The sequence below is a fragment of the Mesorhizobium sp. M7A.F.Ca.AU.001.01.1.1 genome (genome assembly GCF_004022735.1).
Lineage (GTDB): Bacteria > Pseudomonadota > Alphaproteobacteria > Rhizobiales > Rhizobiaceae > Mesorhizobium > Mesorhizobium ciceri.
This window is the reverse complement of sequence record NZ_RZPF01000154.1, coordinates 1-10,539: the sequence shown is the minus strand read 5'-3', so window position 1 is coordinate 10,539 and position 10,539 is coordinate 1. Positions and strand designations below refer to the sequence as shown.

The window sequence follows — 10,539 nt, the reverse complement described above, 5'->3', positions numbered from 1 at the left end:
GGAATGCAGCGGCTGCGGCGGCGCTGGCCAGGTCTTCCAATGTCCGCGCTGGACGAGTTCCAACGGCCATTGTTGCCCTGCCGGCACCCACCGGCGCGGCTGCCCCGGCCTCAGCGCGGCATGCTCCGAATGTGACGGCGACCACGCTGCCGACGCCGACCCGATGCGGCCATCGGCCTGATACAGGCCGGTTGCAGCCTGGCCGTGTCGCCTGGTGGAACCGGCGGCGCCGATCTGTGTTATGTCGTGTTGATCGCGGGCGCCGAAGGTTGCGCGTTTCCCCGACAACAGAAAGCGAGGCCTGAGATGGCTGACGACAAGTCGAAGACGAAACAGGACCGCAAGCAGGTCTCGGGCGAAGAGCCCTACGAGGTTGCCGCCTTTGCCCGCAAATACGGCATTCCGCCAAGCGAGGCACAGACCATCATCAAGCGCTACGGACCCTCGCGCAAGAAGCTCGACGCCCATATGGCGGCCCGCGGCTAGCCGAAACCATTTCGCCTGGGCGGCGTTGAAGACGCTGCGGGCCGCGTCAACCGGGCCTGGTGGTACGGTGAACAGGATGTCTTTTTCCCGGTTTCTCATCCTGGCCAACGAAACGGCAGACGAGCATCTGTCCCACCCGGCCCGCAGCGCCACGCATTGAGGGAGGTTGTCATGTCCGACACCATACGCAGGACCGGCAGCTGCCTGTGCGGCGGCGTGCAGTTCGAGGTTCACGGCGCGCCGCTGCGCGTCGGCCTGTGCCATTGCAAGGATTGCCGCAAGGCCGGCGGTTCGGTCTATTCGGCCTTTGCCATCTGGCCGCGCGAGGCCTTCGAGACCACCGGCCTCGTCAGCTCCTATGGCACGCGCAGCTTTTGCCCGACATGCGGCGGCCGCGTCGCCTGGGTCGACGACAACGAGGCCGAGGTGGCAATCGGCAGCCTCGACATCGCGCCGACCGATCTCGTGCCCGAATATGAATTGTGGACCTCCAGGCGCGAGACCTGGCTGCACGCTTTGCCCGGCGCCGAACAGTTCGAGCATGACCGCCCAGCGGCGTACAACGCCGAAGCGCCGACGCCGAGATCGCTGTCGGACATCGACGCAGAGATTTGATCTCCGGGCAAGGGAACCCTGCCCTGCCGCCGACGTTACCGGACGCCTCTCACGCATGTCGCCCGGCGACTTGCGGCAATCATGGAGACGACCGTTGAACGACAAGATGTTTCCCCGCCCCATCAGGCTGAAATTCGCGCCTGAGCGCGAGCGCATCGTCCGCAGCGCCTGGGAAGGCCTGGAATGCCTCGGCGACTGGCCGGCTGGCCAGGGACGGCGCTACCGGGCGGCGTTGCGCAGCTGCCGCGATGCGCTGGATGGCTGGACGCCGCCGGAAAAAGCGATGCGGGCGGTGATCGACGCCGCGCGCGAAGCAAAACTCCTGCAGTAGTTGGAAAACAGGACATGTCCGAGCTCATTTTGCCCACACCGATGCGGATCAAGCCGCATGGCTCGGACACGATCCGCGACGTCGCCACGCTCAGGGATGCCAGCGAAATCCTGATCGATTGGCCGCAGGCCAAGCGCGGCCCGTTCTACCAGGCGGCGCGCGAGAAGGTCGAAGCCGCATTGGAAACCCAGACAGGCGCCGCCGAGGCGCAGGAAGCGTTCGCAGCGCTCTGCAGCCACGCCGGCGTCTTGGTGCGGTAGGTGTCAAAGGAAGCAGACGTCGTGCCTCGCCTGCTTTGTCATTTCGTTGGAAGCTCGCCCTGGACAATCGGCTGAGAGGTTTCGAATCCAAAGCTCTTCGGCACCAGAAGAATCAATGCAATCACGATGGCGATCGATGCAAGCAACGTGGCTGTGGCTGCAATATCTCTCACGATAATCTCTCCAAATTCCAAGTCGTGAGAAAAACGCTCCCGAGAAAACGAGGTTCCATTAGCTTGTGCGATAATACCAGGGAGCCGGCGTTTATTGCTTCGGCGGCTGGGGTGGAACTTCACCCGGCTTGATCACCGGCGTCTTGCCTTCGTCGGGGGCCGGCGCCGCCATGCCCTGGTCTCCCGTCGGGGGCGGTTTCAGCACGCCGCCGCAGTCGTTGAGCTTCGCGGTCAAATTGCCGTCATCGGCTTGCTTTTCAGGCTGCTGTTTTGCCTCTTGCCCGGTCTGAGCCCTGCATTTGTCGGCCTGCGGCGCCTGGCTGTCGTTCTGCTGCTGGGCTGCGGCCGGCACTGCCAGCGCCAGCATAAGGCCGAATGGCATGATGGCGAGAGTTCTCATCCCTACCTCCTTCTTTCTTTCACGGTCGCCTGCGGCGACCTTCCCTTCACAGGGACAACGCCTGTCGACGAAAAAGGTTGGCCGCGTCGCCGGGCGGCATTGCAACCAAACCCGTTCGCCGGCCGTTGCGCGTGCCGGAGGCGGTCATGTTCGAAGGTTTTCAAGGCGCGGAAATCGACACCGGCGATGCCGGCATATTCTGCCTGCGTGCCGGGACCGGGCCGCCATTGCTGTTGCTGCACGGCTTTCCGCAGACGCATCTGATGTGGCGCGACATCGCGCCCGCTCTGGCCAGCCGGTTCAGCGTCGTCTGCGCCGATTTGCGCGGCTATGGCGGCAGCTCCTGTCCGGCGTCCACTCCGGACCACGCACCCTATGCCAAGCGCGCCATGGCGGACGATTTGGTGAGGCTGATGGAGAAGCTGGGTTTCAGCAGCTTCATGGTCGCCGGCCATGATCGCGGCGGGCGTGTCGCCTACCGCATGGCGCTCGACCATCCGGGCAGCATCGACAGGCTCGCCGTCCTCGACATCGTGCCGACCGCCGATGCCTGGGACCGCGCCGACGCCAGGCTGGCGCTGGGCTATTGGCCATGGTCGCTGCTGGCGCAGCCCGAGCCATTGCCGGAAAAGATCCTGTCCGGCGCCGCCGAGGCGATCGTCGACAATGCGCTCAACGGCTGGGGCTCACAGCCATCGGCGTTTCCAGCCGAAGTGCGTCAGGCCTATGTGGAGGCCCTGCGTACGCCTGCCCACGCCCATGCCATCTGCGAGGAATATCGGGCGGCAGCCACGCTCGACCGCGAGCATGACCATGCCGACAAGGCAGCCGGCCGGCGCATCCGCTGCCCGCTGCTGGCGCTATGGAGCGGTCAGGGCGCGTTGGCGGATTGGTATGCCGGCGAAGGCGGACCACTGGCGCTGTGGCGCGGCTGGGCCGACGACGTGCGCGGACAGGCGATGCCGGGTGGACACTTCTTCCCCGAGGAGGACCCGGCGCGGACGGCCGATCTGCTGGCCGGCTTCTTCGGCGAAACCAGTCACGGCATCTCCGTGCGATCGGAGTTACCTTCGCCCTCCCCTTGATGGGCTCAGGACGTTTCGGTTTCAGGCAGGTCGGCGCCCAACTGCGGAACGATGATCGAATCCAGCGGCGCCGTCAGCGACCAGCTGAGATGGCCCGGGCTGCGATCCAGCACCGCCAAGCCGTTCAGCGATTGCGGCGCGACCCGTTGCAGGACGACGGTGCCGAAACCCTTGCGCGTGCTTTCGTCTTGCCGCCCCCCGGGCCGCTCTCCCTCACGCACCGGCATCGTCTCGTCCCAGAGCAGATGGATTTCCAGCTTGTCCGAAGCGCCTTCGACGATCCGCCAGGTGATCTCCAGCCGCCCGGCCTCGCTCGCCAGCGCGCCATATTTGGAAGAGTTGGTGCCGAGTTCATGAAACGCCATGCCGAGATTTTGCACGGCATTCGGCTGCAGGGTCAAAAGCGGTCCGGAAAGCGATACCCGCGCCTCGTGGCCGAACGGCTTGAGCTGCTCCTGGGCAAGGTCGAAGAGGCTGGCGCCGGCCCATTCCGAGTTCACCAGCAGATCGTGCGACCGCGACAGCGCCATGATGCGGGAACGGATCATCTCCTCGAACTCGCGCGGATCGGTCGAGCGTTTGCTGGTCTCCCGGATCATCGAGAGGATCACCGCGAACTGGTTCTTGACGCGATGGTTCACCTCGCGGAGCAAAAGCCTGATCCGGCGCTCGCTCTCCTTGCTGGCGGTGATGTCGCGGGCGATCTTCGATGCGCCGATGATCTCGCCGGACGCGTTCCTGATCGGCGAAATGGTCAGCGACACGGCGATGAGGCCGCCATCCTTGCGCCGGCGGATCGTCTCATAGCTGGCCAGGAGCTCGCCCCTGCGAACCCGGCTGATGATGTCGGTCTCTTCATCCTTGAGATGATCGGGGATGAGCATGAGTACGGAGCGGCCGACGGCCTCTTCGGCGGTGTAGCCGAACATGCGTTGCGCCGCCGCGTTCCAACTGGTGATGATGCTGTTCAGGTCCTTGCTGACGATGGCGTCGAAGGACGAATCGACAATCGCCGCCAGCCGAGCGTGGGCAGTGATTTCGAGCAGGCTATCGACGCTTGCCAATTCTGTCATTGCCCCGTCGTGGCCCCACCTTGCCGCCTCCCGCCAGCGTCTGCGTGAGGATTCCCCTCCTGCTAGAAATGCCTGACCGGGCATTTTGGTTGCAGTCGGTGCGCAGCATTCCGCATTTGCGGTCGCGGACACGCATGTCACGATAATGCCCGGCCCTCCATCTCGGCAATGCCTCTGCGGCCGTAAATGCCGATCCAGTCGAGCTGCTGTAAGCCCGATGACCGCTTCGCCCTGTCCGTCTCATCGGCCTGCTTTTTCGGAGCCGGCGTCGTTGGGCGGCGCAACGGGCACTGCATCGGCGTCGGGATTCCTTTGCGGACAGTCCTCATAGCTGTGGTCGCGCCCGCCGCAGAAGGAACAGCACATGGCCTCGCGATCCCCGCTTCCGGGCCGCCATTGCGGAGTTTTGTAGGGCTTCCTGCCATCCATCCCCAGCAATGCACGACGGACCATTTGGTTGCGCTGCCACAGACGGCGAGCCGGCGGTTGCGGAACCACCCGGCGGGATGCGAGTTTCGGCCGATATGTCCATTCGAGGAACAGCCATGCCAATGCGCCGAATTGCCTTGACGGCAGCGATCCTGCTGGCCGCGACCGGCCTCGCCGAAGCCAGGCCCGACACCCGCACGATGAGTTGCGACCAGCTCCGGCAACTGCTCCAAAGCCGCCATGCCGTGGTGCTGACCACAGGCCCCAACACCTATGATCGCTATGTCAGGCAGTTCGGCAACGAATGCGACTGGCCGGAGGTGCCGATGTCGGCCTATGTCCCGACCCGTGACGGCAGCTGCCCGGTCTACCGCTGCGAGGAACCTGTCACCAACTTTCCGGACTGACACCGCGCTTCCAATCGGCTTTGCCGCCGCAGTGCGTTGATCCCGGCGCGCGAACCGGCTAGGGGTGGGGCGCAACGTGCATTTTCCCGCTTCGTCTAATGGTAGGACAGCGCCCTTTGAAGGCGTGAATCGAGGTTCGAGCCCTTGAGCGGGAACCAGCAACCAAGCGCTTGGCTGGTTCGAAGCCGCGCGCAGACTGGCCAGCCGGCTTCAGCACATTAGCGCGCGCTTGTATTTCACTCGAAGCAGGATCATCATCCAGGCCGTCAGTGGCTTGAAGGGGTAGAGCGCATGGAACTGAGTTGCTTTGACGGGGGCGTGCTTGCGTCGACGATGTCCCTGAACGTCACGGCGGTTTTCATGATATTGGCCGCATTTGCCGCATTTCGGCTGCTTGCAATGTCAGGCGAAGGTTCTGTCGACCAACTCCAGACGGCGTAGCCGGCAGAGAACCTCCCGTGCAGGAGAACGGCATATGGCCGCGAGAAAGGTGATAGCCGTCAAGGACTGGTCTTGCGGCATGAGCGACGAGCTTGGCCGCGTCGTGCTGACCATCAACCCGACCGAGGGTGAGCCCATCCTGGTTTTGATGACAATTTTCCAGGCGGCAAGGATGGCCGGGGAATTGCGGGCGCCGAAACTCGTCTCCATACCCCGGTGACGCCACGCCCCCGGCAAGGCGGATCAAGCTCGCCGGGGCAGCCCCAACGCCCCCAGCGAGCCCTGTTGCTCCGTTACGATGAACAATGGAGCAATTAGTGTTTTACGGATCTGGGCGCCGTTAAGTTGCATCCGGCTCCTGAAACCATTTCGCGGACCCCGCGTTGACCACCGGGCCGACACAGGAGACATCTCATGACCGTCAACTGCCGCATATCGATCGACAACCGGCCGGAGGCCACGGACGCGGTTTTTCAGGCGGTTCCGCGGATCGGCGAAAGCGTTGCGCTGTCGATCGATGGAACCACGCAGGATCTGCGGGTATCGCGTGTCGTGCACGTCACCAATGGCAGCCTGGAAGGTGCCGCGATCGTCGTCGAAGTGACGACCAACATCCTCTGAATCGAGAGTTATGGTCCGCTGGGCCGGCCGGCACCGCGTTGCGGCGACCGGCAGCCTGAAAGGACTGGAGCGGCTCACGCGCGGTGAACCGCTACTCCTTGCCGCTTTCGGAAATGCCGTTGCCGCCGGCGGTTGGCAGGATACCGAAGTCTTGCGACTTCGCCCCTTGCTCCGCCGTCAGGAAGCCGTCTGAGGCAAGACCGCGCCGCAGCAATTCCCTGACCGCGGCCGAACGGCTCGGCATACGCTTGTCGAAGCGCCAGTTTTCCAGCGCAGCCAGCTCGTCTGACGTCAGCATGATCTGCAACCGTTCCGGGCGTTCCAGTTCAGTCATCGCGCTCCCTCGCTCAGGATCCCGATACCTCGAATGAGTATTCAACTCGCTTACCTAATAGTTAGGAAAGCGCTCCTAGCGCGTCAAGACCTCGGGATGAGTGAACTGCTTCTCATGCGCATGATGAGCCTGATGGTATTCGGCGTAAGGCGCATACTTGCATAACTATGCTAACTAGCTGATTTGTTTAGATATTATTTAATTCGTGACTTGCCAAGATGAAGCCCCTGCCGCATTGTGCAACCTGAACAGAAAACCGTTCCCTTTGGGAGGTTTCGATGCGGTATGATTACTCGGCGCGACTGCGCGATGACGTCCGTTCAGCGGTCCAGATCGCCTTCAGGAAGACCGGCATCGTCAGTATCACGGCGGTGGCGGAACATGTAAGGGTCAGGAACCTGGCCGAAAACATCGCCCTCGAGGACGTCGAATACATTGTCTTCCAGGCAGCCCAGCTGATTGGCGCCGCAATTGAATTCGACGGGCTCACCAATTTCGACGGCGTGGCTGGCCTGTTCGTGGATGGTCTCGGTGGCGACGATGGCGGGCGGATGATCGCCCAACGCGACGGGCCTGGTCCGGCCACCCTGCAGTAAGACGGTACCGGCTGAACAGGGGGCCTTCTCAAAAGGCCGCCCTGCTGTTTCTGAACCGGATGATGACCGGAGCCGTTCCGTCAGGCGGAGCCGGCGATTTGTGAGGCGAAGTCGCGATAGGGACGCAGAGGGCGGCCCAGAAGCGCGGTCAGGCGCTCCACGTCGCCGGCCTCGGGCAGCATGCCGTCGGTCAGGAACCGTTCGCCCATCAAGCGCATGTCGTAGGCCATCCAGGCAGGCAGGAACTGCTTGAGATTCTGCTCGAAACCTTCGGTGTTGTCGCCGCCGTAGCTGATCGGCCGGGCGAGCACGTCGGACCAGATGGCCGCGATATCCGTCCCGGTCAGTGTCTGCGGACCGACGAGGTTGATCCGCTCGAGCGCAAGCGGCTCCGCGGACCGTTCGCGGCGCAGCAGCTCGAGAGCGGCGATCTCGGCGATATCACGCACGTCGACCATGGCGAGACCTTTGGCGCCGATCGGCATTGTGTAGGTGCCATAGCCGGTGATGACGTCTTCGATCATCAGGTCGTTCTGGATGAAATAGGCCGGGCGCAGGATCGTAGCCTGGAAGCCCATCTGCTCGATCATTCGCTCGACGCCGAACTTGCCGGCGAAATGCGGCACGTTCACATACACGTCGGCATGGATCACCGAGAGATAGACGATCCGCTCGATGCCCGCCGATCGGGCGACGTTCAGCGCGACCAAAGCCTGGGTGAATTCGTCCGGCACCACGGCGTTCAAGAGGAACAGGGTGGAAACGCCGGACATGGCTTTGCGCAGTGAATCGACATCGAGAAAGTCGCCTTGCGCGACCGATACGCCCGCCGGGAAGCTGGCTTTCGACGGATCGCGGACGAGAGCACGGACGTCGGCGCCGCGCTTGACGAGGTGCTCGACGACTTGGCGGCCAACATTGCCTGTGGCGCCGGTAACGAGGATGGTCATGGAATTTCTCCTGTTGGGTTGCTTGACAGGCCCAATATGTGTGGCTCACAAACACTCAAACAGACCGAAATTTTAGACGCACCGTCTCACTGGTGGAACACCTATGGATATTCTGGCCCTCACCGATTTCAACCTCGTTGCCCGCCATGGCGGTTTCGGCAAGGCGGCACGGGCCACCGGCCGGCCCAAGGCAACCCTGTCGCGGCGCGTTGGAGACTTGGAGAGCAGCCTTGACCTGCGCCTGTTTGAACGGGGTGCGCGTAACCTGAAGCTGACCGAGGAAGGACGGGCGCTTTTCGAGCGGACGGGGGCGTTGCTTGCCGAACTGGACGAGACGGCCGCGGCGATCGCCTCGGGCGGTCAAAGACCCAAGGGGAGACTGCGGATCAGCGCGCCCCTGCTTTTTTCTCAGACCGCGATGGGGAGGATCGCCGCGGGATTTGCCCTCAAATTTCCGGAGGTGAGGCTGGAGGTCACGACGGAGGACCGGGCTGTGGACATGATCGAGGAAGGCTACGACCTGGTGATCCGGGTCAACCCGGATCCCGACGAAAGCTTGGTCGGACGGGCGTTTCTCCGCGACCGGCTGGTCGTCGTGGCGAGCCCTCACCTTCCTCGCACCGGTGGACCGGCCCCTGCCGTTGCGCGCGGGAAAGGCGAACGGCAAACATGGCACGTGAAGACCGAGGGTGGCCGGTCGACGATCAAAATCGAGCCGGTCCTCGCTTTGGGAACGCTCATTATGGTGCGCGATGCGGTGCGGGCGGGGGTCGGTGCGGCACGTCTTCCCATTTCGTTGGTGGCCCACGATTTGGCTGACGGCACGTTGGTGAATTGGGGGGACATCGACGCCCCTGAGATCGCTCTTTGGACGCTCTACCCCTCCCGGCGGCTGCTCAGCCCGCGCGTGTCGGCGTTCCTGGATTTTCTGAAACAGGCCTTCCCGAACGGGACGCCGGACGAACTGGCCGCCTATATCGGCAGGTGATGCCCGACCGCTTTCGCCGGCAAGAACTTTTATTTTTGGCGGAAGGAGTTTGCGGTGGAACAAGTTGGGGCGACGGCAATTACCTTGTCGCCCTACAAGAGGAGGACGTCGTGAAAGACTTGCGCAGTCTCCTTGCCGAACTGTCAGCCAACTGGCTCAAGCGCCGCAAGGCGCAGGCGCCCACGACCGTGAACACGGTCAAACCCCGCCCTGCCCACCAGGCGACGCGGCAACGCGCCGCCCACAAACCCAAAACACCGCCCACCCGCGATGTCGCCTCGAACATGTGAGCCCCGCGGACAATGTGGGGCCCAATGCCGCTGGGGGTATCGGCAATCTATCACGCCAGATTGATTGGTAGCGACGAAACCTTGAGCGGCCATAAGCGTTTATTGCTTCAGCCCAATTGAGGTGGTTCCAATGCAAACGGCATGGTTCTCCAAACCTGTGGCGGTTTCGGTCGGCGTCACCGGTTCCATCCATCATCTGTCCAACACACAGCAGGCCATTGATTTGCTCACCACACATTGGCGTGACGCAGGCAGCCCGAAGCATCGGTCCGCACTGCGCGCCTGCCAGCGGGCGACGAGCGGCGATGTTGCCCCCGACGTCGCCAGGGCGGCGCTCGTCGAAGCAGCGCGCGAAGCCCACATCCTGATCGAATAGCCACATCGTGATCTAATAGGCGTATCGATTGAACCTGCTGACGCTATAATCGCTGCGCCCCCTCCGGAGAACGCCTGCCATGACCCTGAAAACACGCAAGCTCGGCAGCCAGGGGCTGCAGGTCTCGGCTATCGGCCTCGGCTGCATGGGCATGAGCCAGTCCTATGGCCCGGCCGACGAGGCCGAATCCATCGCCACGCTGCACCGTGCCATCGACCTCGGCTGCACCTTCCTCGACACCGCCGAAGTCTATGGCCCTTACGACAACGAAGCCCTGCTCGGCCGGGCATTGAAGGGCAAGCGCGACCTGGTGACGATCGCCACGAAATTTGGCTTCCGCATCGAAAACGGCAAGCAGACCGGAACCGACAGCCGGCCCGAGCACATTCGAGAGGCGGTGGAAGCCTCGCTCGGCCGCCTCGGAACCGACCGTATCGACCTGCTCTACCAGCACCGCGTCGACCCGGCGGTGCCGATGGAGGATGTCGCGGGCGCCGTCGGCGAACTCGTCGCGCAAGGCAAGGTGCGCTTCTTCGGCCTGTCGGAAGCGGGTGCAGCCAACATCCGCCGGGCGCATGCCGTGCATCCGGTGTCGGCGTTGCAGAGTGAGTATTCGCTGTGGGAGCGCAATCTGGAGCCGGAGATCATCCCGCTGCTTGGCGAACTCGGCATCGGCCTGGTGCC

At 63.4% G+C, this 10,539-nt stretch carries 19 protein-coding genes and 1 tRNA gene; 15 read left to right on the top strand and 5 right to left on the bottom strand.

The features are described from left to right. The 5 genes from EN884_RS38960 to EN884_RS12145 form a co-directional block, all read left to right on the top strand. Window positions 1-181 (top strand): hypothetical protein (locus tag EN884_RS38960; RefSeq protein WP_206617582.1); only part of this gene is annotated, 181 nt, incomplete at its 5' end. 125 nt (window positions 182-306) lie between these two features. Continuing rightward, complete coding sequence (locus EN884_RS12160) at window positions 307-486, top strand: DUF3606 domain-containing protein (RefSeq protein ID WP_013530777.1); 180 nt, start codon at window positions 307-309, stop codon at window positions 484-486. Window positions 487-657: 171 nt separating this feature from the next. After that, entirely contained in the window at window positions 658-1,101 is a 444-nt protein-coding gene (locus EN884_RS12155) for a GFA family protein (protein ID WP_013530776.1), read from the top strand. A gap of 94 nt (window positions 1,102-1,195) precedes the next feature. Continuing rightward, entirely contained in the window at window positions 1,196-1,432 is a 237-nt protein-coding gene (locus EN884_RS12150; protein WP_013530775.1) for a DUF982 domain-containing protein, read from the top strand. A 14-nt stretch (window positions 1,433-1,446) separates the two neighbouring features. Then, window positions 1,447-1,692 carry a DUF982 domain-containing protein gene (locus tag EN884_RS12145; protein ID WP_027160738.1) on the top strand — a complete coding sequence of 82 codons (246 nt, stop codon included), beginning with the start codon at window positions 1,447-1,449 and terminating at the stop codon, window positions 1,690-1,692. A 38-nt stretch (window positions 1,693-1,730) separates the two neighbouring features. Here EN884_RS12145 and EN884_RS40115 read toward each other — a convergent pair whose 3' ends face one another. After that, entirely contained in the window at window positions 1,731-1,865 is a 135-nt protein-coding gene (locus tag EN884_RS40115; RefSeq protein WP_263484935.1) for a hypothetical protein, read from the bottom strand. Between the two features lie 91 nt (window positions 1,866-1,956). Next, entirely contained in the window at window positions 1,957-2,265 is a 309-nt protein-coding gene (locus EN884_RS12140; RefSeq protein WP_013530773.1) for a hypothetical protein, read from the bottom strand. Between the two features lie 146 nt (window positions 2,266-2,411). Here EN884_RS12140 and EN884_RS12135 point away from each other — a divergent pair, with 146 nt between their 5' ends. Then, the gene (locus tag EN884_RS12135) at window positions 2,412-3,350 is read left to right on the top strand and encodes an alpha/beta hydrolase (protein ID WP_063170278.1); all 939 of its coding nucleotides are present in this window, start codon (window positions 2,412-2,414) and stop codon (window positions 3,348-3,350) included. A 5-nt stretch (window positions 3,351-3,355) separates the two neighbouring features. On the opposite strand, the gene EN884_RS12130 is transcribed toward EN884_RS12135, so the two are convergent. Then, entirely contained in the window at window positions 3,356-4,423 is a 1,068-nt protein-coding gene (locus tag EN884_RS12130; RefSeq protein WP_063168565.1) for a PAS domain S-box protein, read from the bottom strand. A 545-nt stretch (window positions 4,424-4,968) separates the two neighbouring features. Between EN884_RS12130 and EN884_RS12120 the strand changes: the two genes are divergently transcribed. The 4 genes from EN884_RS12120 to EN884_RS12105 all read left to right on the top strand — a co-directional run bounded on the left by EN884_RS12120 (window position 4,969) and on the right by EN884_RS12105 (window position 6,321). After that, window positions 4,969-5,259: a hypothetical protein gene (locus EN884_RS12120; RefSeq protein ID WP_013530770.1), complete on the top strand. Its 291-nt coding sequence runs from the start codon at window positions 4,969-4,971 to the stop codon at window positions 5,257-5,259. Window positions 5,260-5,343: 84 nt separating this feature from the next. Beyond that, a tRNA-Gln gene (locus tag EN884_RS12115) sits at window positions 5,344-5,417 on the top strand. 317 nt (window positions 5,418-5,734) lie between these two features. Beyond that, window positions 5,735-5,920 (top strand): hypothetical protein, encoded by a 186-nt coding sequence (locus EN884_RS12110; RefSeq protein ID WP_013530769.1) that lies wholly within the window; start codon window positions 5,735-5,737, stop codon window positions 5,918-5,920. Between the two features lie 194 nt (window positions 5,921-6,114). After that, a complete protein-coding gene (locus EN884_RS12105; protein ID WP_013530768.1) occupies window positions 6,115-6,321 on the top strand; it encodes a hypothetical protein in 207 nt (68 codons plus the stop codon). 91 nt (window positions 6,322-6,412) lie between these two features. Here EN884_RS12105 and EN884_RS12100 read toward each other — a convergent pair whose 3' ends face one another. Further along, the gene (locus EN884_RS12100) at window positions 6,413-6,655 is read right to left on the bottom strand and encodes a hypothetical protein (protein ID WP_013530767.1); all 243 of its coding nucleotides are present in this window, start codon (window positions 6,653-6,655) and stop codon (window positions 6,413-6,415) included. Window positions 6,656-6,933: 278 nt separating this feature from the next. On the opposite strand from EN884_RS12100, the gene EN884_RS12095 reads away from it, so the two are divergent. Next, the gene (locus EN884_RS12095; RefSeq protein ID WP_063168566.1) at window positions 6,934-7,251 is read left to right on the top strand and encodes a hypothetical protein; all 318 of its coding nucleotides are present in this window, start codon (window positions 6,934-6,936) and stop codon (window positions 7,249-7,251) included. Window positions 7,252-7,331: 80 nt separating this feature from the next. Here the strand turns inward: EN884_RS12095 and EN884_RS12090 are convergent, their stop codons facing one another. Next, window positions 7,332-8,201 carry an NmrA/HSCARG family protein gene (locus tag EN884_RS12090; RefSeq protein ID WP_013530765.1) on the bottom strand — a complete coding sequence of 290 codons (870 nt, stop codon included), beginning with the start codon at window positions 8,199-8,201 and terminating at the stop codon, window positions 7,332-7,334. Window positions 8,202-8,304: 103 nt separating this feature from the next. Between EN884_RS12090 and EN884_RS12085 the strand changes: the two genes are divergently transcribed. The 4 genes from EN884_RS12085 to EN884_RS12070 all read left to right on the top strand — a co-directional run. Beyond that, complete coding sequence (locus EN884_RS12085; RefSeq protein WP_013530764.1) at window positions 8,305-9,189, top strand: LysR family transcriptional regulator; 885 nt, start codon at window positions 8,305-8,307, stop codon at window positions 9,187-9,189. Next, entirely contained in the window at window positions 9,189-9,479 is a 291-nt protein-coding gene (locus EN884_RS12080; RefSeq protein WP_013530763.1) for a hypothetical protein, read from the top strand. The genes EN884_RS12085 and EN884_RS12080 overlap by 1 nt, the downstream gene beginning before the upstream one ends. Window positions 9,480-9,609: 130 nt before the next feature. Further along, window positions 9,610-9,855, top strand: a complete 246-nt coding sequence (locus tag EN884_RS12075) for a DUF982 domain-containing protein (protein ID WP_013530762.1) — start codon at window positions 9,610-9,612, stop codon at window positions 9,853-9,855. Between the two features lie 79 nt (window positions 9,856-9,934). Continuing rightward, a partial coding sequence (locus EN884_RS12070) for an aldo/keto reductase (RefSeq protein ID WP_164894985.1) occupies window positions 9,935-10,539 on the top strand: 605 nt, incomplete at its 3' end.

What these genes read in the sequence shown, in the direction of transcription:
- EN884_RS12080 (WP_013530763.1), top strand. Translation starts at nt 9,189, where the DNA reads ATGCCCGACCGCTTTCGCCGGCAAGAACTTTTATTTTTGGCGGAAGGA.
- EN884_RS12155 (WP_013530776.1), top strand. Translation starts at nt 658, where the DNA reads ATGTCCGACACCATACGCAGGACCGGCAGCTGCCTGTGCGGCGGCGTG.
- EN884_RS12135 (WP_063170278.1), top strand. Translation starts at nt 2,412, where the DNA reads ATGTTCGAAGGTTTTCAAGGCGCGGAAATCGACACCGGCGATGCCGGC.
- EN884_RS12100 (WP_013530767.1), bottom strand. Translation starts at nt 6,655, where the DNA reads ATGACTGAACTGGAACGCCCGGAACGGTTGCAGATCATGCTGACGTCA.
- EN884_RS12085 (WP_013530764.1), top strand. Translation starts at nt 8,305, where the DNA reads ATGGATATTCTGGCCCTCACCGATTTCAACCTCGTTGCCCGCCATGGC.
- EN884_RS12120 (WP_013530770.1), top strand. Translation starts at nt 4,969, where the DNA reads ATGCCAATGCGCCGAATTGCCTTGACGGCAGCGATCCTGCTGGCCGCG.
- EN884_RS12140 (WP_013530773.1), bottom strand. Translation starts at nt 2,265, where the DNA reads ATGAGAACTCTCGCCATCATGCCATTCGGCCTTATGCTGGCGCTGGCA.
- EN884_RS12130 (WP_063168565.1), bottom strand. Translation starts at nt 4,423, where the DNA reads ATGACAGAATTGGCAAGCGTCGATAGCCTGCTCGAAATCACTGCCCAC.
- EN884_RS12110 (WP_013530769.1), top strand. Translation starts at nt 5,735, where the DNA reads ATGGCCGCGAGAAAGGTGATAGCCGTCAAGGACTGGTCTTGCGGCATG.
- EN884_RS12160 (WP_013530777.1), top strand. Translation starts at nt 307, where the DNA reads ATGGCTGACGACAAGTCGAAGACGAAACAGGACCGCAAGCAGGTCTCG.
- EN884_RS12095 (WP_063168566.1), top strand. Translation starts at nt 6,934, where the DNA reads ATGCGGTATGATTACTCGGCGCGACTGCGCGATGACGTCCGTTCAGCG.
- EN884_RS12105 (WP_013530768.1), top strand. Translation starts at nt 6,115, where the DNA reads ATGACCGTCAACTGCCGCATATCGATCGACAACCGGCCGGAGGCCACG.
- EN884_RS12075 (WP_013530762.1), top strand. Translation starts at nt 9,610, where the DNA reads ATGCAAACGGCATGGTTCTCCAAACCTGTGGCGGTTTCGGTCGGCGTC.
- EN884_RS12145 (WP_027160738.1), top strand. Translation starts at nt 1,447, where the DNA reads ATGTCCGAGCTCATTTTGCCCACACCGATGCGGATCAAGCCGCATGGC.
- EN884_RS12090 (WP_013530765.1), bottom strand. Translation starts at nt 8,201, where the DNA reads ATGACCATCCTCGTTACCGGCGCCACAGGCAATGTTGGCCGCCAAGTC.